The 22,122-nt window shown below is 69.7% G+C and carries 18 protein-coding genes and 2 pseudogenes; 16 read left to right on the plus strand and 4 right to left on the minus strand.

The features are described 5' to 3' along the window. Positions 1-740 precede the first annotated feature (740 nt). Positions 741-2,390: a hypothetical protein gene (locus tag ACWDD7_RS19525; RefSeq protein ID WP_450458230.1), complete on the plus strand. Its 1,650-nt coding sequence runs from the start codon at positions 741-743 to the stop codon at positions 2,388-2,390. A 430-nt stretch (positions 2,391-2,820) separates the two neighbouring features. On the opposite strand, the gene ACWDD7_RS19530 is transcribed toward ACWDD7_RS19525, so the two are convergent. After that, on the minus strand, positions 2,821-3,864 hold the full coding sequence (locus tag ACWDD7_RS19530) for an LGFP repeat-containing protein (protein ID WP_450458231.1): 1,044 nt from the start codon (positions 3,862-3,864) through the stop codon (positions 2,821-2,823). Between the two features lie 1,525 nt (positions 3,865-5,389). Between ACWDD7_RS19530 and ACWDD7_RS19535 the strand changes: the two genes are divergently transcribed. The 3 genes and pseudogenes from ACWDD7_RS19535 to ACWDD7_RS19545 form a co-directional block, all read left to right on the plus strand. Then, positions 5,390-5,842, plus strand: coding sequence for a DUF1330 domain-containing protein (locus ACWDD7_RS19535; protein WP_351875551.1), 453 nt, complete (start codon positions 5,390-5,392; stop codon positions 5,840-5,842). Between the two features lie 156 nt (positions 5,843-5,998). Further along, positions 5,999-6,364: pseudogene (locus ACWDD7_RS19540) on the plus strand (transposase); the annotation flags it as partial. Between the two features lie 156 nt (positions 6,365-6,520). Then, positions 6,521-6,684 (plus strand): annotated as a pseudogene (locus tag ACWDD7_RS19545) (transposase); the annotation flags it as partial. Between the two features lie 27 nt (positions 6,685-6,711). Here ACWDD7_RS19545 and ACWDD7_RS19550 read toward each other — a convergent pair. After that, on the minus strand, positions 6,712-7,800 hold the full coding sequence (locus tag ACWDD7_RS19550) for an epoxide hydrolase family protein (RefSeq protein WP_450458275.1): 1,089 nt from the start codon (positions 7,798-7,800) through the stop codon (positions 6,712-6,714). A gap of 100 nt (positions 7,801-7,900) precedes the next feature. Between ACWDD7_RS19550 and ACWDD7_RS19555 the strand changes: the two genes are divergently transcribed. Further along, on the plus strand, positions 7,901-8,377 hold the full coding sequence (locus ACWDD7_RS19555; RefSeq protein WP_450458232.1) for a MarR family winged helix-turn-helix transcriptional regulator: 477 nt from the start codon (positions 7,901-7,903) through the stop codon (positions 8,375-8,377). Positions 8,378-8,703: 326 nt separating this feature from the next. Here ACWDD7_RS19555 and ACWDD7_RS19560 read toward each other — a convergent pair whose 3' ends face one another. Next, on the minus strand, positions 8,704-9,396 hold the full coding sequence (locus tag ACWDD7_RS19560; RefSeq protein WP_450458233.1) for an SDR family NAD(P)-dependent oxidoreductase: 693 nt from the start codon (positions 9,394-9,396) through the stop codon (positions 8,704-8,706). A gap of 128 nt (positions 9,397-9,524) precedes the next feature. Next, positions 9,525-10,367 carry a helix-turn-helix domain-containing protein gene (locus ACWDD7_RS19565; RefSeq protein ID WP_450458234.1) on the minus strand — a complete coding sequence of 281 codons (843 nt, stop codon included), beginning with the start codon at positions 10,365-10,367 and terminating at the stop codon, positions 9,525-9,527. 792 nt (positions 10,368-11,159) lie between these two features. On the opposite strand from ACWDD7_RS19565, the gene ACWDD7_RS19570 reads away from it, so the two are divergent. Genes ACWDD7_RS19570 through ACWDD7_RS19620 form a run of 11 tightly spaced genes read left to right on the plus strand, consistent with a single transcriptional unit; the run spans position 11,160 to position 22,105 of the window. After that, positions 11,160-12,008 (plus strand): isocitrate lyase/phosphoenolpyruvate mutase family protein, encoded by an 849-nt coding sequence (locus tag ACWDD7_RS19570; RefSeq protein WP_351875564.1) that lies wholly within the window; start codon positions 11,160-11,162, stop codon positions 12,006-12,008. Between the two features lie 17 nt (positions 12,009-12,025). Next, the gene (locus ACWDD7_RS19575; RefSeq protein WP_450458235.1) at positions 12,026-13,378 is read left to right on the plus strand and encodes an LLM class flavin-dependent oxidoreductase; all 1,353 of its coding nucleotides are present in this window, start codon (positions 12,026-12,028) and stop codon (positions 13,376-13,378) included. 14 nt (positions 13,379-13,392) lie between these two features. Further along, on the plus strand, positions 13,393-14,523 hold the full coding sequence (locus ACWDD7_RS19580) for a homocitrate synthase/isopropylmalate synthase family protein (RefSeq protein ID WP_351875569.1): 1,131 nt from the start codon (positions 13,393-13,395) through the stop codon (positions 14,521-14,523). Between the two features lie 8 nt (positions 14,524-14,531). Continuing rightward, positions 14,532-15,767, plus strand: coding sequence for a 3-isopropylmalate dehydratase large subunit (locus ACWDD7_RS19585; protein ID WP_450458236.1), 1,236 nt, complete (start codon positions 14,532-14,534; stop codon positions 15,765-15,767). After that, complete coding sequence (locus ACWDD7_RS19590; protein ID WP_351875574.1) at positions 15,767-16,261, plus strand: LeuD/DmdB family oxidoreductase small subunit; 495 nt, start codon at positions 15,767-15,769, stop codon at positions 16,259-16,261. The genes ACWDD7_RS19585 and ACWDD7_RS19590 overlap by 1 nt, the downstream gene beginning before the upstream one ends. 5 nt (positions 16,262-16,266) lie before the next feature. Beyond that, positions 16,267-17,031: a class I SAM-dependent methyltransferase gene (locus ACWDD7_RS19595; protein ID WP_450458237.1), complete on the plus strand. Its 765-nt coding sequence runs from the start codon at positions 16,267-16,269 to the stop codon at positions 17,029-17,031. Next, complete coding sequence (locus tag ACWDD7_RS19600) at positions 17,028-17,480, plus strand: N-acetyltransferase family protein (protein ID WP_450458239.1); 453 nt, start codon at positions 17,028-17,030, stop codon at positions 17,478-17,480. The genes ACWDD7_RS19595 and ACWDD7_RS19600 overlap by 4 nt, the downstream gene beginning before the upstream one ends. Then, the gene (locus tag ACWDD7_RS19605; RefSeq protein ID WP_450458240.1) at positions 17,477-18,637 is read left to right on the plus strand and encodes an ATP-grasp domain-containing protein; all 1,161 of its coding nucleotides are present in this window, start codon (positions 17,477-17,479) and stop codon (positions 18,635-18,637) included. Before ACWDD7_RS19600 ends, ACWDD7_RS19605 begins: the two co-directional genes overlap by 4 nt. Further along, positions 18,638-19,807, plus strand: a complete 1,170-nt coding sequence (locus tag ACWDD7_RS19610; protein ID WP_450458241.1) for an ATP-grasp domain-containing protein — start codon at positions 18,638-18,640, stop codon at positions 19,805-19,807. Then, positions 19,804-21,060, plus strand: coding sequence for an MFS transporter (locus ACWDD7_RS19615; RefSeq protein ID WP_351875588.1), 1,257 nt, complete (start codon positions 19,804-19,806; stop codon positions 21,058-21,060). Before ACWDD7_RS19610 ends, ACWDD7_RS19615 begins: the two co-directional genes overlap by 4 nt. Beyond that, on the plus strand, positions 21,050-22,105 hold the full coding sequence (locus ACWDD7_RS19620; protein ID WP_450458242.1) for a hypothetical protein: 1,056 nt from the start codon (positions 21,050-21,052) through the stop codon (positions 22,103-22,105). Before ACWDD7_RS19615 ends, ACWDD7_RS19620 begins: the two co-directional genes overlap by 11 nt. Positions 22,106-22,122 lie beyond the last annotated feature (17 nt).

Here is a 22,122-nt window from a genome sequence, read left to right on the forward strand (position 1 = left end):
CAGCCCCAGCGCCGTGGGTCACCATCCCGCACCGCACCCCCTCCACCCCCTCCGAAGGGTCCCGCAGCACGGTGCCGCGCCACCGCCGTGCGGCGCCGCGGTGCGACACTCCTGCCTTCCGGCACCGCCCTGCGCCGCCCCCCGACACCGTCGGACGTCTCGCTTCTTTCCGGCGCCGCCTGCGATCACCGCTCGGGCGAACGCTCAGGTGGAGGTACGGACCAACGTGCTCACGACGCCGTGTCCGGAGGCACGCCGGGCGCGGTGGCCCCGCCGCGCCCGGACCTCGCCAACGAGGACCTCGTCCTCTCGCACCTGCGGGACATATGGATGGCGGAGGACGGCCTGAAGAGGCAGTGACATGCCGCTCGCGGCAGCCCTACCGCAGCCGCAGAACCGAAGCACTCCACCCGAGGCCCTCGGGTGGAGTGCCGGCGTGGCCTCTCTCCTTCGCGAGCCATGTCCTGGCCTGCGGTCAACGCTCGCTGATGGTCCGGGTCGCGTGCCAGGACGCGCTTCGCGGTGGCCGTCGTTCACCAAGATGTCGCCTCAGCTACGGCGGTTGCCCTGACACCGATTCGCTTGCTCCGCTTTCGCGGTGCCTTGCTTGAGGCGGAGGAAGGACCGGAGGCAGACCGCGAGACGCATCGAGTTCGTACAACCTTTGCCCGCCGTTGGTGATCTGAGTGGGCGATCGGACTACCGGTCCGCCTCAACGCACATCCGCCGAAGGAGCACCCGTGTCGAGACCTCTGCCCCGCAACACTCTGCGGGCCAGTGCCACCGCCCTCGCGGCAGGCCTGCTGACCCTGGGCGCGCCCACCCCCGGCCAGGCCGCCGAGACCGCGCAGACACTGGAGTTCACGGTCTCCGAGGGCGGCAACCCGCTGCAGGTGCAGCCGTACCAGGACGACTACGCCACCGCCTACCTGCACGCGCGCAACACCGGCTCGCAGGAGCTGACGGACTTCACGGTGACGGTCGACGCCACGGCCGTCGAAGGCCAGATGAGCCTGAAGCCCCCTGCCGCCTGCGTCGAGAAGCAGCAGCTCCTGTACGCGTGCGACGGCGAGAAGCTGAACTACGGCAAACCGCTTCGGCCAGGCGACGTCCTGGATAGCCTCACCCTGCGGTTCAAGACCCTCTCGACAGCGCGACCCGGTTTCACGAGCGACGTCCGGATCTCCGCCGAAGCCGGCGGCACAACGCTCGGCGGGACGACGCTCAAGGCGGAGGTGCCGGACAAGGGCCCGCTCCTCGACCGGAGCACCCCCAGCGACACCTGGTCGAAGACCGGCGAGACGGTGCGTCCCGAACTCGGCTTCACGAACTTCAGTTCCCGGCCCTTGAACGGCGTCTACATCGCCATGCGCGCCAGCCAGGGACTCTCGTTCGGCGAGGAGTTCAGCAACTGCGAGTACGGCCGCATGGGAGACGCCGGCGTCGGGGCTCGCTGCTACGTCGAGACCCCGGTCACCGCGGGCGGCGCCTATGACCTCGACGCCTTCTCGGTGAAGGTCGGCAGCACCGCGAGGCGCGAATCGTGGTCCGTGGCCGTGTACGGCACGGCCGACGGATCCGGCTACCAGCACCTGAATCTGACCGATGTCCACCGCGGCACCGGGCGGGCGTTGAAAGTCACTCCCCGGGCCGACGGCCCCAAGCCGTTCGACCGGAACTACGGGACCGGCTGGGTCGACACGAACAACCCCTTCGACCTCGAAGCGCTGGGGGCCACCGTCCACGGCACGGCCGGCCAGGTGGTGGAGGCGAAGCTGGGCGTGCGGAACAACGGGCCCGCCTCCATCGAGCAGTACGACCGCGGCGAAGGCCCCGGCGACGGCCCGACCTCCGAGGCCCACGTGACGATCCCGCCCGGTACGACGGCGGTGAAGGTCCCGAACCTCTGCCGCTCGGACGACGACTGGCACCAGGGCGAGCCCGGCGCCAGGCATTACACGTGTTTCCAGGACGAGAACGACTCGTACTTCGACGCCGGACAGCTCACGCCGTTCGTGTTCGACCTTCGCATCGACAAGCCGGCCGACCTCGCCCCCGGTTCCATCAAGGTGACGCTGTCGACCCAGGACAGCAACGCCAAGGACAACACCGCGGCGATCACGGTGACCGCCGACGGCTCCCAGGGCCACGGCTCCTCCTCCGGGGGCGGCTCCGGCGGCGGCTCTGGCTCCGGCGGTGGCTCGGCCTCCGGCGGCACCTCCGGCTCCGCTTCGGCCGGCTCCGGCACCGCGGCTTCGGGCCGCACCGGGCAGGGCTCGATGGCCGACACGGGCACCGGCGCGCTGCCCTGGTACGCGGCCGCGGCGGCCGTGGTCGCCCTGATCACGGGCGGCACCCTGTTCGTCGTCGCGCGGCGCCGCAGGAACTGAGACGAGGACGGGGCCCGGACTCGCGAACGATGGTGCAGATGGTTGTAGCCGTAGCCCTTGTCGCCGTGGAGTTTGCCGGGCCTGCGTCGCCGCCGGCCGCGCCGGGACCGTGTCGGCGGTATGCCCTGTACCGGCGGGACGAGGGCCTGGCTGTCGTGCAGGTTCGCGCCGGAGATGCCCCACGGACAGGGGCAGACCGGTCCGCTCGGTGATTGATCGAATGGATCTTCGAGACTCACTTGCTCCGGTCCACAGGATTCGGACCCGTCAGTTCCCCCTTGTCAGGGATCTTTGACGCGTCGTCCACCCGCCCCCTCAGCGACAGGTGACCGATCACGGCCATGCCCACGTCCCTGACCGCAGGGCCTTCGGCCGTCTTGGCCCATGCCCGGGGTCGGCCCCGGGCATGGGGACATGGGTCAGGCCGGGGTCACTCTCCCCAGTTGCATCCGGTCTGGAACGCTTTGCTCGCGTCGTAGGGGACCATGTCGTAGTGCCAGGCTTCCAGGTCCCAGGTCGGACCGCCCCGGTGGCCGCCGCTGCCGTTGGGGTAGGAGTACGACGCATGGCAGTACAGCTGCTCGTAGGTCGAGTGCATCTCGCCCTGCGTGGCGTGCGGGAACATGAGCGTGTTGGACCAGACTTGCTTCCAGTTGTCCGCCGAGTCGCTGGAAGCGGTGTCCGAGCGCGAGGTACTCGCGAACGCGGCGTCGGTCGGGGTGACATGCGTGGAGCGCTTGTTCTGGTCCGCCAGGTTCATGTAGACCTCGGTCTTCTTCACCCACTTCGTGTTGGTGATGCCGCCGTAGCCGATGCATGCGGTGTGGCAGCTTTCGAACGCGTTGGACTGGCCGCCGCTGTACAGGATGTAGCGGCCGGACTGGAAGTTCTGCCGTACGCCCGTGTTGTTGTCCTCGTCGCCTCCGACGTAGTCCTCTTTGTACTCGTCGGACGTCGGGTAGCCGTAGAAGCCGCTCTCGTACCCGTTCTGTCCCCACCACCAGCCGGTGAGGCCGTGGACGGCGTGGGCGCCGCTGTACTGGCTCCAGTAGACGGTGCCGCCCTGGAACTGTTGGCGGACGCCGTAGCCGTCGGGATTCGTGATCTCGTCGGTGAGGGGGTAGCCCAGATAGCCGCGCTCCCAGCCCAGGTCGGCCCAGTGCTGGCGGATCGCGCCCCACACGGCGTGTGCGCCGGTGTCGGGGGTCCAGTAGATCGAGCCGTTGTCGAAGGCCTGGAAGCGGCCGATGCCGTCGGGGGTGCCGAGTTCGTCGGTGGTGGGGCAGCCCAGCGACCGCTGGACGCCGGGAGTCTGGGTGTACTCGGTCCAGATGGCGCCGTCCACGGAGTGGGACCCGCAGAAGACTTCGGCGGACGCGGAGGTGGCACCGATGGTGAAGCCGGCGAAGACCAGGCCGAGGGCGACGACCGGGGCCGCCAGGAGCGTTCCGATACGTCCGAGGGAGGGATGCATCTCTGCTTCCTGCCCCGGCCCCGGGCACACGAACCTACCGCCAGCTGGACGGTCGATGCCCGTGACCGCCTTCGAGCCGAACTTCAACCAGACGACGAGCGGCCCCAGTTCCTCGGCCGCCCCCGGCAGTCGCGGCCCGTCCGTATGCGCCGGCGCAGGTACAGCGCGACGTGCCCGGCGTACGCACGGGTCGTCAGCTCCGCCTGGTCCTTGCCGAACCGCACGTGCTCCAGGCGTTTGCGGTGACTCGCAAGTGATGCTGGGCACGAGCCTGCTGAAGCGAGGCACGGCTGGCGACCAGCGCCGGTGAGGTCGCAGTCGCCCCACCGATCGCAGCGCCCAGAAGTGCCGCTACCCGCAACAGCATGCGCGGCAACTGCTCCCGCCCGCCGGGGCTCGTGGACGTCACCGGGAACCGGCTCGCCGATCCCGGGCTGGTGCCGGCCGGTGGATGACCGCGCACCTGATCGGTGGCCGCCTCGAAGAAACGCCTTGAGCGCTTCCTGGACGGGCTCGGCCAGTCACCGGCCTGCGGCAGCACAGGACCGCGTCAGTCACTGGTCAGCGGCATGTCACGGCGGATCTGTACGGTCCACTGCCACAGAGCCGGCTACACAATCCAAGGACGTGCGATCATGGCGACTCATGCCTGGCTTATGGCCTGCCAGTGCCTGATAGCCGAGCCACGCGAATACGCCGACCTACGGGAGAAGCCACCGGTCAAGGTGGACCTGCCCGACGGGGACGAGACCTTCCTGGTCACCAGTGACGACGACGCCCGCCCCGGCATGCGCGACCCGCGGCTCAGCTCCGACGACGAGATGGGTCGCGCCCGCGCCCAACTGCCCGTCGACCGAGGCCTGAACACGTCCTGGGGAATGGTCGAGCCGGAGCACGGCAGACTCCGCCACCTGGTGATCACGGAATTCACCGCGCGCCGCATCAAGGGCTGGCGCCTCCGCGTCCAAGCCCTCGTGGACGGGCTGTTCGACGGACCTTTGCGTACCGAGCCGCGAGATCCTCGTCCTGGACGAGCCCGAGGAATCATGGGCTGCCTCGGCGAAGATGGACGAGCACATGGAGCGGCTCATCGCGGGAGAGGAGCGGGAGCCGGCGGACGACTTCCCCGAACACATCGGCACTTCGTCGAAAGCGCGCCGCGATTCGGGCCCGTGTCACGAGACAGCGTCCTGCGGATGGTCGACGGGGGCACGGAGTTCGCCAGGGTCAACTCCGTGTGGGCTCACGCGCTGGCCCTGGGCATCCCCGCCGCCGACCACGACGAGCGCGTCTTCCCCAACCCGGGCAGTTCGACGTGGACCGCGGCGAGAACCGGCAACGTTCGGCCTCGGCCAGGGCACACACCTGTGTGCCGGCGCCGCACTGGCCCCCTGGGAGGAGGAGACAGACGAAGAACGGGGCACTCACCCGGCCGAACCCCTTACCGATCGACTCGGACCCCGCCGCACCTGCACCCTGCCGCAACATGAGCGGCACTGATAAGAGATGGATGGAAATTGACTTCATGACGACCCAGGACAACACATCAGGTACCGTGCCGGGCGCACGGCCGCGCGAGGCCTCACCAGGCGCGGTGGGAGGCGACCTGAACGCCTACGTCATCGCCCGGCTGACGTTCCCCGCACAGCCCCAAGAGGACTTGGCCGAATACATGGAACGGCTGCTGCCGACGATGACGCCGTTCGGAGGCCACATCCTCTCCCACGGCAAGGCCGTCCAGCCCCTCGAAGGCGTGTGGGACGGCTACGCCGTCATCCTGGGCTTCCCGGACGCGGCCTGTGCCCACGGCTGGTACAACTCCGCGGAGTACCAGAAGATCATTCAGCTGCGACGCCGCCATGTCGACGGGGAACTGATCGTGGTCGAGGGCAACCCTCCCGGCTACGACGCCACAGGCGCGGCGGCCGCGATGCGCAAGAGAATACTGGCAGGCGCCCCGGGAACCCCCAAGGCCTAACCTGGCACCAGTGGCATGTGCCGTAGCTGGTGTGCTCCCTCAAGACGCCGGACAGCGGAGGGAGCTGCTGCGGGGGTGGCTTCTCCGCCAGTACGCGGCCACCAGCAGGACCCGGTCCTCCAACGACAGGCTCCACGGTCAGTCCTTGCGGACCGGGTCCGCGCCCTCCCGTCGCAACGCGGCGCGCGGCTGCGCGACCTGGCCTGGGGCTCAGCCCGTGAACGGGGCTGTCCAGGAATGCTGTTCGCCGACCGCGGCTACGACTACGACGACGACAAGTACCGTCGGCTCTTCCGCGCTCGTGACATCACGCCGAAGATCGCCCGCAAGGGCACCGCCCACGGATCCGGCCTGGGCAGGACCAGGTGGGTCGTCGAGTGTACCTTCGCCTGGCTCCACCAGTTCAAACGCCTGCGGACCCGCTACGAGACACGCGCCGACATCCACCTCGGAGTTCTCCGACTCGCCTACAGCGTCTGCTGCTGGCTGGTACCAGGAGTCCGCAGGACGCTGTCGAGTTGATCGTCCGGGACTACCTGGCACGCGGTCACCGCACCGAGGCTCGTACCGGTGACGTCGCCGACGGTGGTTGAGGGTCCTTCTGGACAGAGTCCGGCTGGTGTCCATTGAGCTTGTTTACGACGACTTGTGAGAGCCGATGCTCCACCGCTGCCAGACTCCGGCCTCCGCCGGGCCCGTTGGGTCGTAGAGCGCACCTTCGCCTGGCTCCATCAGTTCAAGCGACTCCGTGTCGCTACGAGCAACGAGCCGACCTCCACCAGGGACTACGCGAACTCGCTTGCAGCGTCATCTGCCTTCGGCGGCTCCGCAGGTCATTCTGAAATGATCAGTAGGCGGGTGGCGACGTGCTAGTCGTGCTTGATGTGGGTGAGGAAGAAGTCCCGGACGTCCTGGGCGAGCAGCTCGGGCACTTCCATCGCGGCGAAGTGGCCGCCGCGCTCGAACTCCGACCAGTGCCTGATGTCGTACAGCCGCTCGGCCAGCGGTCGCACCGACTGCGTGATGTCGTGCGCGAACACCGCCACGCCCACCGGGACCGGGCACGGCTCGATCCGCCGCGGCGCCTCGCGGTGCAGCCGCGCCGAGGAAGCGGCGGTGGCGGTCAGCCAGTACAGGGAGATGTCGGTGAGTATCCGCTCGTCGCTGATCTGCGAGCGAGGGTCGGTCCAGTGTGCGAAGCGCTCGGCGATCCAGGCCAGTTGGCCGACCGGCGAGTCGGTCAGCGCGTAGCCGATGGTCTGCGGCGTGGTGGCCTGCAGGGCCTGGTACGGCGGGCGATTCGCCATGAGCTGCCGGACCTTGTCCAGCCGGGCTTCGTCCGCTTCGGACAGTTCGAGGCCGGCATCAGGGTCCGGCCGGGTCGGCAGGTAGTTGACGTGGACCCCGACGACCTGCTCGGGTGCCACCGCGCCGAGCGCCAGGGAGATGCCTGAGCCGAAGTCGCCGCCCTGCGCGCCGTAGCGCTCGTACCCGAGACGGCGCATCAGCTCGGCCCAGGCCCGCGCGACATGGACGATGTCCCAGCCGCGCTGGTGGGTCGGCCCCGAGAAGCCGTAACCCGGGATGGACGGAATGACCAGGTGGAAGTCGCGCGACAGCGGCTCGATCACGTCGAGGAACTCCAGGAACGAACCGGGCCAGCCGTGGGTGAGGATCAGCGCGAGCGCGTCCGGCTTCGCGGACCGGACGTGGACGAAGTGGATGTTCTGGCCGTCGATCTCGGTGGTGAAGTGCGGAAGCTCGTTGAGCTTGGCCTCGTGCGCACGCCAGTCGTAACCGGTGCGCCAACGCTCGGCAAGCTCCTTCAGCCGCGCCAGCGGGAAGCCGTAGTCCCACCCGGCGCCGGCGACCTCGTTGGGCCAACGAGTGCGGGAGAGGCGGTCGGCCAGGTCGTCGAGGTCGGCCTGGGGGATGTCGATGCGGAACGGCTTGATCACGGTCTTCACTCCAGGGAGATTCGTTCGAAGCCCAAACGTTCGTGGCACTAACGAAGCTAGACTGTTAGTGGCACTAACACAAGAGGTGAAGGATTCCCCCATGAGCCCGACCCCCGAACCCACCCCGGCCCGGCTGCGCGCCATCCCCAGCCGCCTGCTCGCCGGGGCCGCGGTCGTCGCCGACCGGCTCGTCAGCGAGCGCCTGGCCGCCGAAGGCGCTCGCAAGTGGCACTTCGCCGTGCTGGTCGCGCTCGCCGAGGCCGGCGCCGCCAGCCAGGCCGAACTCAGCCGACGCACCGGTATCTACCGCAGCGACATGGTCGCCGTCCTCAATGAGCTTGCCGACGCCGAATGCATCCGCCGCGAACCCGACCCCGCCGACCGCCGCCGCAACGTCATCACCCTCACTCCTGCCGGCCGCCGCCGCCTGGAGCGCCTCGATACGCTCATCGCCGACGCCCAGCGTGAACTCCTCGCCCCCCTCACGCCCGGCCAGCAGGACGAACTCACCCGCCTGCTCACCGTCCTGACCGAGCACCACCACCCCCCGCACCCCCGCCCGCACGATGCGCAATAGCCCATCTACCCGCGACGTCCCGAGCCTCGTCCCCACCGCCGACGGCCCCTCGGGGCGGTTCTCGCTCGTGCCCGGGGCGATCCTTCCCGGCCAAGGCCCAGCCTCGCCAAGTCCGCCGGGAGGAGGGCAGGGCAGAGGCCGCACCCGCCGGGCAGCCTCTCGTCGGGATGCCCTGGGCCGCTGCCCGGACGCTTCCGCATGATCACCCGATCTGGATCACGCCCCAGGTCGGGCACTCGCGGGGAGCAGTGGCCCGCCCGCGCTCCGGGCCGCCGCGCATGTCCCTCGATTCGGCCGGCGGGTCGGCGGTCGGGACTGGGACAGGGTCACCAGGGGAGGGTGCCGCAGCGGTCGACGAACTGTCCGGTGGGGCCGTCCGGGCCGATCGTCGCGAGGGCCACGATGGATTCGGCGCCCTCGGCGACACTGTGCCCGATGCCTCCGGTGAAGTCGGTGGCGGTCTGGCCGGGGTCGGCGGCGTTGACCTTCACGTCCTTGAGTTCCCTGGCGTACTGCGTCGTGAGCATGGTGACCGCTGCCTTCGACGCGGCGTAGAGGGGCAGGGCGTACCGCGACTCGACCCGGGCCGGGTCCTGGGTCATGGTGAAGGAGCCCATTCCGCTGGACACGTTGACGATGACAGGGTGCGACGACTTGCGCAGCAGCGGCAGGAAGGCGTGCGTGACGCGCACGACGCCGACGACGTTCACGTCGAGTACGGCGCTCATGTCGGCCCCGGTGTAATCCTCGACGGGCCCGACCCGGCCGAGAACGCCGGCGTTGTTGACCAGGACGTCGATGGCCCCTTCGTGCGCGGCGACGTCGGCCGCGGCGGCCTCGACCGAGGCGTCGTCGGTCACGTCGATCTGGACGAACCGGGCGCCCAGCGACGCGGCCGCGGCCCGGCCGCGCTCGGGATCACGGGCGCCGACGACAACGGTGTGCCCCGCCTCGATGAGACGACGGGCGGTCTCCAGACCGAGGGACTTGTTGGCTCCGGTGATGAACGTGGTGGTCATGCTGGGATCTCCGCTCCGAACAGCACCGTGGTGCGCTGTTCACGGAGTCGATGCTGCGCCCCCGGGAGCCTGACCGGGAGCCACGGCACTTCCTGGTACGGCGCGTACCACCCACAGGAGCGGGCCCCTCACCGCTGAAGGGACATCTTCTGGACGCCGACGGCGGTGAGCAGATCGAGTTTGCCGCGGGCGTCGGTGCCCGGCTGCGGTGTGTACACCACGAGACGGAGATCGCCCTGGGTGGTCAGCACATCGGAGACCAGGGCGATGTCTCCGACCTCGGGGTGTTCGGCGAACTTGCGCGCACTCTCGTGACCGCCCACCGACCGGCGGCTCCACAACTCACGGAACCGTGGGCTGCGGCTCAGCCTCTCGATCAGCGCGGGCAGTTCGGGATCGTCGGGGTACCGGCTGGTCGTCGCGCGCAGGTCGGCGATGAGCGACTCCTCGAACGCCGCCCGCTCGGACGCCGTCTGCCGCACCCGCGGCAGCTCACCCAGGAACACCCACACCAGGACGTTGCGCTCCTTGGACTCACGGACAGCGAGCTCACCGAACGTGGCCGCGAACAGCGGATTCCAGTACAGCAGCTGCCAGGTGGCGTCGTAGAGCGCCAACGGATTGGCGGCGAGCTGGTCCATGATCCGGTACAGGTTCGCCGGGACCACGCGCGGGACCCGGCGGGGGTCTGCGACGTGGCCGGCCATGCGCAAGAGGTGCGCGTGCTCGTCGTCGGACAGCTGCAGGGCGCGGGCCAGCGCGGAGCACACCTGCGCCGAGGGCGTCTGCACCCGCCCCTGCTCAAGCCGGACCACATACTCGACCGAGATGCCGGCCAGCATGGCGAGCTCCGCACGCCGCAGACCAGGAACCCGACGGGCTGACCCGTGCGCCCACCCCACCTGCGCGGGATCCAGCCGATCCCGCCACGCCCGCAACGCGTCACCGAGTTGATTCATGCACACCATCATCTGTCACCCCGTCGCACAGCCGGATGGTACGCGGTGTACCAGGGAGCCCCGTAGCTTCTGGCGACGCTCTCCGGGACGCAGGATCGCGTCCATGCGCAGCGCAGAGGGTACTGTTGCGGGAAGCCAGAAGGAAGTCAGCAGGGGAGCGGACCCGCCGATGTGAACGCCTCCGCTGCCCGCGGCCTCCGCCGGTCGGGTGCCGGTGCCGGTGCCGGTGCGGTAGCCGACGTGGGCCGGAGACCCTTCCCGCGCCGGTCGCCTGGTGGCTGCAACCGGCCAAGTGTCAGCGCCACCACGCAGAGTGAACGATGGTTGCATGGGCCAAGCGTCAGTCGCGGACCGCTGCGCCTCTCTCGGCGGTCAAACGTGATCTACGCAACTTCCGTTGGTTTCTTAAGGTAACTATCAGTCGACGGTGTCCGCGCGTCAGAAGGACGGCAGGCAAACTTCGCGTGAGGCGGAGGCTGCCGACGGATGGCTGGAAACTTTCACTCGCCTGGCCGGCGGCGGGGGCGCCTGTTGACGTAGAGGCGGAAGTGATCCTTTCCTTTATCTGCCTCGCCGGTTCCGGGCGGGGCGCTTTCTGACGGAGAAAAAGCGCGGTGGGCCACCCGCTGTGCGGAGTTCCGCTTCCGCATGCTCGCGGGCGCCCCGTGCTTCCATCGCTGTCAGTATTCGCTCCCGGCCAGAGATGAAGAGCATTCGTCGACAGGGGACAGAGTGAGTATTTCCACCATAGGCAACGAGACCCGTTTGGCGGCGCTTCGGGATTCTTTCGCCCGAGGAAATCCCGTGCGCATCGTCGAGGTGCACAGTCCGCTGGCCGCTGTCATCGCGGAACATGCCCAGGGGAAGGGCCCGGACAAGAGGGAGTTTCACGGGTTCTGGTCGAGTTCGCTGACCGACTCGGCCCTGCGCGGACTCCCGGACATCGAACTGCTCGACATGGAAATGCGGCTGTCCTGGATCGACCAGATCTTCTCCGTGAGCACGCTGCCCCTGGTCATGGACGGGGACACCGGAGGACAGCCGCTCCACTTCGAACACACGGTCAAGGTGATGGAACGCCGTGGCGTCTCGGCCGTGGTGATCGAGGACAAGAGCGGGGAGAAGCGAAACTCCCTGCTGCCGGGTGACGGGCTGCACACGATGGCCCCGGTCGACGAGTTCTGCGAGAAGATCTCCCGCGGGAAGGCCGCGCAGTCCTCCACCGACTTCATGATCATCGCGCGGCTGGAGGGGCTCATCACCGGCCTGCCGAGACAGGAGATCCTGGATCGTGCCGGCGCCTATGTGGCGGCCGGAGCCGACGGTCTGGTGCTGCACAGCCGCAGCTCGGACGAGGCACCCCTGCTCGACCTGGCCCGCGAACTCCGCAGGCGGCACCCGGGCACCCCCCTGGTGGCGATCCCCACGGCCTACCCCTCCGTGACCGAGGAAGAACTGCACGCGGCGGGCTTCAGCCTGATCATCTACGCCAACCAGATGCTGCGCGCGGCGACCAGGGCGATGGAGGAGGTCAGCCACCGCATCCTCGACCACGGCCGGGCCCTGGAAGCCGGGGAGATGTGCATCGAGACCTCCAAGCTCCTCTCGATGCCCGACGACAAGAGGCCCATCGTGCGTGCCCCGCGCAACTGACCAACGGAGCCCACCAGATGCCCGCACAGCGCAGGGAACAAATGGTCATGGGTGCCTACGTGTCGTACGGCACCGGCCACCACGCCGCCTCGTGGCGGCATCCCGTAAGCGACACCACCGCCACACGCAATCTCGACCATTACGTCGAGGTGACCCGCCTCGCCGAGCGCCACCTGTTCGACACGCTGTTCCTTTCCGACGCCCCGGCCGTGTTCAACGACGACCGAGCCGGCTTCGGCGGACGGGTGACCTTCTTCGAACCGCTCACGCTGATGAGTGCGCTGGCCATGGTCAGCCGGGACATAGGCCTGGTGGCGACGTCCTCGACGACGTACAAGGAGCCTTACAACCTCGCCCGCGAGTACGCCAGCCTCGACATCATCTCGCGGGGGCGCGCCGCCTGGAACCTGGTGACCACGTCGAAGCTCGCGGCGGCCGCGAACTTCGGGATGCCGGCCCACCCCGCGCACACCGAGCGTTACCGGCGGGCGGACGAGTTCATCGACATCGTCCGCGGGCTCTGGGACACCTGGGAGGACGACGCGTTCCCCGCCGACAAGGCGAACGGTCGGTTCTACGACCCCGCCAAACGGCACAGACTCCGTCATCGCGGCCGGGTCTTCTCGCTGGACGCGGAGCTCAACGTCTCGCGGCCGCCACAGGGTCACCCGGTCATCGTCCAGGCCGGATCGTCCGAGGCCGGCCGTGAACTGGCCGCGCGGACCGCCGAGATGGTCTTCACGGCCCAGTCGGACCTGGATTCCGCCGTCGTGTTCGCGAAGGACCTCGACCGGCGTGCGTCCCGTTACCCGAGGCTGAACCCGGGCGTCATCATTCTTCCCGGCCTCACCGTCTACGCGGGCGAGACCGGGACGGAGGCCCAGGAGAAGGTCGAGGAGTTGCAGTCGCTCATCCGGCCGGAGTTCGGTCTGAGCATGCTCTCGGACCTCGTCGGCGGATTCGACCTGTCCGGGTGCGACATCGAAGGACCGCTGCCGGAGCTGCCGCCGAGCAATGCGAACACGAGCCGCCGCGCGCTCATAGAGAAACTCGCCTACGAGGACGGCCTGAACATACGTCAGCTGTACGAGAGGATGACCACCTCCCGTGGCCACATGACTCTCATCGGCAGCTATGAAACGGTCACCGACGAAATCGTCCGGTGGTTCGAGAACGGTGCCGCCGACGGATTCAACATCATGCCGCCGCTGCTTCCGGAAAGCCTCGTCGACTTTTCCGAGAACATTCTTCCCCGGCTCCAGCACAGGGGAGTCTTCAAGCGCCGGTACCGGCCCGGCACCCTGCGCGACAAGCTGGGGCTGCGGCGCCCCGAGAACCAGTCACGCGACCGAGAACTTCACCACTCCTGAAAAGGAAGACCACCATGCGCGATGACCTGATCCTTGAGGACACCACCCTGCGCGACGGCGAGCAGACCCCCGGGGTGGCCCTGTCGGCGGAGAAGAAGGTCAAGATCTTCAACGCCCTCGTCGACGCCGGCGTGCGCTGGATCGAACCCGGCATCCCCACGATGGGCGGCGAGGAGGTCAAGGCCCTCAAGGAAATGCTCGAACGGCGCGACGAGGTCACCCTCATCGGCTGGAACCGCGGAGTGCGCGGTGACGTGCAGAAGAGCATCGACCTGGGCTTCCAGGCCGTGCACATCGGTCTGCCCACCTCCGACAACCACCTGAAGAACTCGGTGCGCAGGGACCGTGCGTGGCTGCTGTCCACCGCGCAGGACATGGTCAAGATGGCCAAGGACCAGGGCTGCTTCGTCAGCATCAGCGCGGAGGACATAGGGCGGACCGAGCCCGAGTTCCTCAAGGAGTACGCCGTCGCCGTCGCCGAGGCGGGGGCGGACCGGCTGCGCCTGTCCGACACGATCGGCATCCTGTCGCCCAGCCAGTACGCCGAACGGGTCCGATCCATCACGGAGGTCTGCGACATCGACCTCCAGGCGCACTGCCACAACGACTTCGGGATGGCGGTGGCCAACACGCTGGCCGCCATCGAGGCCGGGGTGCGGTACTTCCACGTGACGGTCAACGGCATCGGCGAGCGGGCCGGCATGGCCGACCTCGCCCAGGTGGTGATGAGCCTGCTCCAGTGGTACGACGTCGACCTCGGTATCGACACCAGCCGGCTCACCGCACTGTCCCGCCTGGTCTCCCAGGCCTGCGGCTTCCCCTCCTCGCCGTGGCAGCCGATCGTGGGACCCAACGTCTTCGCGCACGAGTCGGGCATCCACACCACCGGCATGCTCCGGGACTCCTCGACGTTCGAGCCCTTTTCCCCGGACCGGGTCGGCGGCGAGCGCAAGCTGCTCGTGGGCAAGCACTCCGGCCGTGGTGTGATCGCCCACGCTCTCGGCGAGGAAGGCGCCGGTCTGGAGGCGGACGTGCTGGACGAACTGCTGCGGGAGGTGCGGGCCGAGGCCATCGCCACCGGTGGGACCGTCCCGGCGCACCGTCTGCGCGAGATGGCCGGCAAGGCCCGCGCCGCACAGCACTGAGGGCCGGGATGACGAGCAAACTCATAGACGGCGTCCCGCTGGTCGAACAGATCATCGCCGGCCACCTGGTCGGCGAGGAGGGCCCGGTCGCGCCGGGCCGGCTGGTCACCGTCCGTCCCGACCGGGTCTACGTGCAGGACGGCAACGCGCCCACCGTCGCCAAACTGTACGAACAGCACGGCTTCACGACGGTCTTCGACCCGGAGCGGGTGAGCTTCGTCTTCGACCACTCCGTTCTCGTGGCCGACGTCGACATGGCCGACCGGATGAAGGACGCGGACCGGTTCGCGGCACGTCTCGGGGTGGACGTACGCGCACGCGGACAGGGAATCAGCCACGTCCTCGCCGCCGAGGTCGGCTGGTTCTCCCCGGGCGCCCTGGTCCTGGGCTCCGACTCGCACACCTGTGTGGGCGGTGCCTTCGGGGCGCTGGGGCTCGGCATGGGTGCCTCGGACATCGTCGCCGCGATGGTGACGGGGACCACCTGGCTGCGGGTCCCCGAGACCGTCGAGGTGAGGTTCACCGGCACACCGGCCCGGGCCACCCGGCCGCGGGACGTCCTCCTCAGCCTGTTGCGGGACAAGGGCCAAGAACCCTTCCTGTACCGGTCGGTGGAGTTCACCGGCGAGTGGGCGCGTGCGCTTTCCCGTGACGCGTCCGCCAGCCTGGCCAGCCTCGGCGTCGAACTCGGTGCGAAGTGCGTGTTCGTCCCCGACGAGCAGGAAACCGTCCCCACCGGGACGGCCCCGGGACTCGCCCGGGTCGACTTCGACATCAGCGGTCTTCAGCCGACAGTCGCGCTCCCGCACCTCCCGGCCCGGACCGTGCCGCTCGACGAGGCGGCGGGCACCCCGATCTCGTACGTCTTCCTGGGCAGCTGCACCAACAGCCGGCTGGAGGACATCGCCGAGGCGGCCGCAGTCGTGCGGGGCCACCGGGTGCCCGCAGGAGTCCAGTTCGTCGTGACCCCGGGCTCGAACGCCGTGTACCGGGACGCCATGCGCGCCGGCTACATCGACACCCTGCTGACCGCGGGAGCCGTGGTCACCCCGGCCGGTTGCGGCGCCTGCGTGGGCACCCAGGGCCCGCTGCCCGCCCGGGGCGAGAACGTGCTTTCCACCATGAACCGCAACTTCCGCGGTCGGATGGGCAATCCCGAGGCCGACATCTACCTGTCCTCGCCTGTCGTGGCCGCCGCGACCGCGTTGTCCGGTGCGATTCCCCGCGTGGAGGACCTGCCGTGATGCACACATCGACCCACCGGGTACGCCGAGTCGCGGGTATGGTCTCGACCGACGACATCATCCCCGCCCGGTACAAGCACATGCACACCGATCCGAAGCTGCTCGCACCGCATCTGTTCGAGGCGTACCTCCCCGGGTTCGTCGACACCCTCCAGCCGGGGGACGCGATCGTCGGCGACTCCGTCTTCGGCATCGGCAGCTCCCGGGAACAGGCCGTCTCCACGCTCCTGGCCAACGGGATCGGCCTGGTGATCGCGCCTCGCTTCGGGCGGATCCTCTTCCGTAACTGCTGGAACCTGGCCCTGCCGGCCATCGAGACCGGCACCGACCGACTGACCGAGGGGATGACCATATCCCTCGATCTCGGACGTGGGGAGATCCGTTGCGAGGGGACGACGCTCGCCACCTTTCCGAAACCGCCGCCCCTCCTCCTGGAGATGATCAGCCAGGGCGGACTCCTGTCCCGTGTGAAGTCCCGAGTTTCCGGAGAGTAAGCCACTTGTCCACTTCCGAAGCCAAGTTCGACGGACTGGCCAACAACTACGATCAGGCGCGGCCGCGCTACCCGGCCGAACTGTTCCAGCACCTCGGCGAGTACCTCAAGAAGGCCGGCCGGCTGAGGGTCGTCGACGCCGGGGCCGGCACCGGTATCGCCCTGGAGGGACTGCTACCGCGGCTGCCCGCCGACGCGGAGGTGCACGCGGTCGACGTGTCGACGGACATGATCCGTGTCGGACGTGAGAAGTTCCCGCAGGTCGTATGGCATGAAGGCACGGCCGAGGACTACCTCGCCTCGTGCCCGTCCGCCACCTACGACCTCGTGGTCGCCGCCCAGTCCTACCAGTGGATGGACCGGGCCGCCTACGTGCGGGAGGCCGCCAGGTGCCTGAGCCCCACCGGGGTGTGCCTGGTCATCCAGAACAACCGCAACCACGCTGCCGGCGGATTCGCCTCCGCGTACGAGGACCTGCTGGAGGAACTCTCGCCGGGCTACAGCCGCTCCTACCGCAGCTTCGACGTCGCCGCCGAACTGAGCGGGGCGTTCACGCAGGTGGAGCGCCGGGCGGCCGACTGGACCCAGACGCTGACGGTCGAGGAATTCGTCACCATGAGTTCCTCCTCCACCCAGGCCCAGCGGGCCGTAGCCGCGGTCGGGCCGGTCTTCTACGCCCGGGTGCGCCGGCTGTGCGCGCAGCACGAGGACCGTGGGCGAGTGGAGGTCCCCTACGTCAGTGAGGCGTTCTACGCCGTCCGACCGCGATGATCACCGTCCGGATCCGGCAGGCGCGTGCCGCCGACGCGACGTCCGTGGCGGACCTGGTCCAGGAGGTCTACCGGCCTTTCGCGGCGGGGTTCCGGCCGACCGCTCTGAAATGGTCCGACAGGACCGTCCGGGCCTGCGCCTCCTCCTGGCTGATGGCGCACACGGAGGACGGACTCGTGGGCGTGGTGCACCAGACGCCGGATCCGGAGGGACACACCCTGGACGCGCTGTCCGTCACCGCCCCCTGGCGCCGGCGCGGCATAGGGACGCGACTGGTCGCCGCCGTTGAGGAGCGGGCCCTCGACCTGGGAACACGCCGTATGGTCGTCGCCCTGCGCGACAGCCTCGGCGCCAACATCGAGTTCTTCACCTCCCTGGGGTACCGGCGAACGCGACCGTTCCCCCCGGCCCACCACCTATACGTCAAAGAGATCGGTGCACGAGAGTGACTGTTGTCTGTCTGGGGTATCGAGCAGGGTTCGTCGAGGCGGCTCGGCGACGGAACCTGGATCTGCACTTCGTCGTCGACAAGCTCAAGCCCGGCCTGAGCGGCCTGTCGTACACGAGGGTCGCCGACCTCGCCGACGCCGAGGAGGTCCTGCGTGCCGTCACGGAGTACCCGGGCGGCGGCATCAGCGCGGTCGTCACCGGCCACGAACACCCCATGTTCGCGGCTACGGTGGTGCGCTCGGTGTTCGGGCTGCCCGGCGACACCGACCCGGCGCGGTGCCTGAGGTTCCGCGACAAACGGATCCAGAAGCGCGCTGTGTCCCCGGCCGTTCCGACGGCCGACTGCGTGTACGTGAAACCCTCCGATCCCGACTACGCGGCGCTGGCGGAGCGCCTGGGCGCGACCTTCGTGGTCAAGCCGGCGGACGGCTTCGGCTCCCAGGCCACGGAGGCCGTCCACGACCAGGCCGAACTCGACGACTATCTGCGCCGCCATCCGTTCGTGTCCGACGTCCGGACGGTTGCCGAGTCGTTCGTCGAAGGCCGCGAGATCCACGTCGACGGCGTGTGGTGGGACGGCCGCCCCATGTGGGCGGCGGTGTCGAGCTACCTCGACCCGCTGATGGGCTGGACCCGGGGGAAGGCGGTCGCCGACGCGCCCCTCGGCCCTGCCGAGAGCGAACTGGCCGACCGCGCCACCCGGTTCGCGGCCGACGTGCTGCGCGAGCTGGCCGCCCCCGACACCGTCTTCCACCTTGAGGCGTTCATCAGGCCCGACGGGGAACTGGTCCTGGGCGAGGTGGGAGCGCGGCCGGCCGGCGCCCTGACGCCCGAGGTGCTGCGCATGACGCACGGGGTCGATCTGTACGGTGCCACGATCGACGTGGCCCTCCGCCGGGTGCCCGAGGTACCCGCTCAGGCGAGCGAGCCTGCCGACCTGTTCGGCTGGATCTACCTCGTCCGCAGCCCCGACCCGGACCTGACGGAGGACTCCTTCCGCGACCGCTTCGAGGTGGTCGAGCTGGACTACCCCGCGCCGGAGAACGGCCGGCAGGGCATCTACGGTCGCTGCGGACACGCCATCGTCAAGGCGGCGACCCACAAGGAACTGGTGCGCGAACTGCGTGCGATAGCTGACTTCAACCGGAGCGCCTAAGTGTCGGAATCCAGGGCCCGCGTGCTCGTGCTCGGGCGCGACAAGGAATGGGCCCGCCGGGCCATGGACACCTTTTCGGACACCCACGAGTTCGTCCGTCTTCCCGCCGACGCGGAGCGGCACGGCGGGCTACCGGGACCCGAACTCCTGCGGGCCGCCGACGAGCTGATGGCCCGTCGGCCGTTCGCCGCAGTGGTGGCGACGAGCGAGAGCACCATGCTCGCCGCCGGGTTCCTGCGCAGCCAGTACGGCCTGCCGGGACTCGACTACGCGCAGAGCCTGCTGGTGACGAACAAGTGGCGGATGCGCGGCAGGCTGGGCCCCGTCGTGCCTTCCCCCCGCGCCTGGCTGTCCGGACGGTTCCTGGCCGACGGGCCGCAGGACGGCGCCGACGTCACCGAGGTGGTCGTGAAGCCGATCGCTTCCTCGGCATCACGCGACGTACGCCGGATGCCGGCCGGCCAGGCCCGCGCCTGGCTCGCGGGCCAGGACGGCCTGTGGCTGGTCGAGGAGGCCGTCGCGGTCGAGCGTGAGTTCCACTGCGACGGTGCCTTCCACGACGGCCGGGTCTCCTGGCTGGTGATCTCCGAGTACGACCGGCCGGCGTTGCAGACCGCCGGCACCTGGGGCACGTCGTTCCTGCGCCGCGACGATCCGCTGCGGCCCCGGCTGACCGAACTCGCGCACCGGGTGATCGAGGAACTCGACGCCGGCGACGGCGTCTTCCACGTGGAGTTCCTGTACGACGGTGCCCGCCTGTCCTTCGGCGAGGTCGGTCTGCGTCCGGCCGGTGCCGGCTGGGGGGAACTGCTGCGCGTCACGACCGGAGCGGACATCTGGGGCGCCTTCGTGGCCGCGCAGCTCGGTATGGACGGTCTCGGGTTCGCACCGCTGCGTCCGGCGGCCGAGATCAGCGGGATGCTCTGGGCCCGCCCCAACCCTGACGGCACCCTGCCGCTGCCCGCGGCGCAGGCCAGCCGGTTGCCCGGCGTCGTCCTCATCGGCGAAGGGAACAGGGCCCGGGGCGCCGATCCGACGAACTCCTGCGACTTCGAGTACCGCGCCTACTTCGAGGGCCTGACCGCCGAGGGGGCCGACCGGCTGCGCGCCGCCGTCATGACCCCGAGCGGTGCCGCGTCGGTGACCACGGGAATCGGCACGGCCGAATGAAGCAGGAGGCAACCTCTCGGTCGGCGCGCAGCGGCAGGTGGCTGCTCGCCTTCTTCTGCACGAGCAGTGTCGCCGAGACACTCCAGGCGGTCACCATCATGTGGGCCTCCTACCGCCTGAGCCACAACGCGGTGGTGACCGGGGCGATGAACGCCGCGGCGTACCTGCCGGGCGTCGTCCTGGGGCTGATCGTCCGCAAGCGGGCCGACTCCGGAGACGCGGTTCACCGGCTGTCCATGACGAACTGGGTGCTGTTCGCCGGGTCCGTGCTGCTCACCCTGGTGTGGACGGCCGGCTCGCCCCCGGGGCCGGCTCTGGGCGCGTTCGCCGCCGTGCAGTGCAGCCTGAGCTTCGTGAAGACGATGAACAAGGCGCACGCGGGGCGGTTCATCCGCCAAGGGTACGCAGCGGCCGACGCCGTACGGCTGCGCCAGCGCTCCACCTCGCTGGCGCAGGCGGGCGGGGCGGTCGGCGGCGGGGCCGCGGGCGTGCTGCTGGGGTTCGGCGCGGTCGGCTGGTGTTTCGCCACCACGGCCCTGCTCTACCTGGCCGGACTCATGGCGGTGCGGCGCGCCGCACCGCCGCCGCCGCGCGGGGCCGAGGACCCGCCGGTGGCCGCGGCGCGCGACACCGGGCCGGTCGCGGCGCCGAGTCGGGAGGAGCGAGCGAGGAGCCCGCTGGCCGGTTCGCGGGTCCTGCGTACGATCCTTCTGTACTCGTTCCCCAGCAGTGGCGCACTGCCCTTCATATCGACCGTCGCCGTTCCGCTGGCGCAGACGGTGTCGCCCGGGTCCGGCGACTTCTACGCGGTGCTCAGCGTGGCCGGCATGAGCGGCGGATTCCTCGCGGGTACGGCACTGTCCAGCGGGCGGCTGTCGTCGGACCTCGTCCTGCGGACCGCGTTCCTCGCCGGAGCCGCGTTGGCCGTCGGCATCGCCGCCACCCGCTGGCCGGCCGCCGTCGTCATGCTCTTCCTCGTGCTCAGCGCCGTCGTCACCACCCATGTGATGGTGATGCAGGTGCTGACCAACCAGGCGCCTCCGGAGGACCAGGTGGGCCGGTTCACGGTGGTGCGCAACGCCGTCGCGGGGGTCGCCAAGTGCGGTGGCGCACTCGTGGCCGGCTGGCTCGTCGAAGCACTCGGCCTCACCGCCGCCTGGTTCGCGCTCGCCCTCGTGCTGGGCGCGGCCGGGTTCAGCTGGTGGGGCGTGGGACGGAGCAGGGAGATGGAGGAACTGGTCGGTGCGAACTAAGACGGCGTTCATCGACTACGTACGGCGCAGGCGCCTGGACCTGGTCCGCGCGGACGCTCCGGCCGCGGCGACCGACGAAGCCCTGGCCCTGCTGGGTCTCGACGACACCGCGCTGGACCGGTGGGCGGCGAGCGAGTCCGTCCTGGTGTCGCTGCCGCACGCCAGCCCCAATGTGTTCGACCCGCGCACGCGGGTCTGCTGGTACGCGGGAAGCGTCCAGCGGCGGGCCGCGAACCCGGCCCACCACGTGCGCGTCGTCCTTACCCACGTCAACTTCTCCGATCTCGGCTGGCGGCCCTACGCCTGGTGGTATATGGGCGAGGACGAGAAGGTGCGCTGCCACCGCCAGTTCTCCCGGAACAAGAAGCGCAAGCACGTGATCGTCGCCGGCCGGCCGCCGATGGACGTCGTGCCCGAGGGAGCGTCCCGGACCGACCTCGACGCGTCCCGCGCCGCACGGTGGGGAGCGGACCTGGCCGTCTCCTACATGCTGCTCGGCTCGGTGGTCGAGCGGGCGGCCGGCATGGTGTCCGGGCGGACGGTGACCTACCTGCCGCTCTCCCTGCTCGTCTCCTTCGTGCGGGAGCAGGCGGCCGACCCGTCGTCCGCGACCGACGAGCAACTGCTCGACTGGTGCCGTCTGCTCACCGACCAGGCGCAGGGACGGCGGACCGGTCCCGACGGCGTGCTCGTGGAATGCCCGGCGCGACAGGCGACCGTGTTCGACAACTACAGCAACCTGGCGACGCTCGCGCTGCTGGGCGACTGCCACGTGCTGGGCGGCGCCAAGATGGCCGGCTACTGGCCGCATGTCGAGCACCGCCTCGGCGCCCTGCGGCAGGCCGCCGCCGAGGACATGCGCGACCCGAGGGTCACGGTGGTCCCGGATGTCGACCTGCTTCGGTTCGTCGGGCCGTCACCGGCGGTCGCGGTGCAACTGGAGCGCCAGGGCGTGCCGTACAGCCAGGGGCTCGCGGTCGCCGAGCACGGGGACTTCGCGAAGCGGATCGACCCGTTCGAGCACGCCGGGCCGGTTGCCGGGTGACCGGGAGAAGTGGCGGG

The organism is Streptomyces sp. NPDC001056 (genome assembly GCF_053598955.1).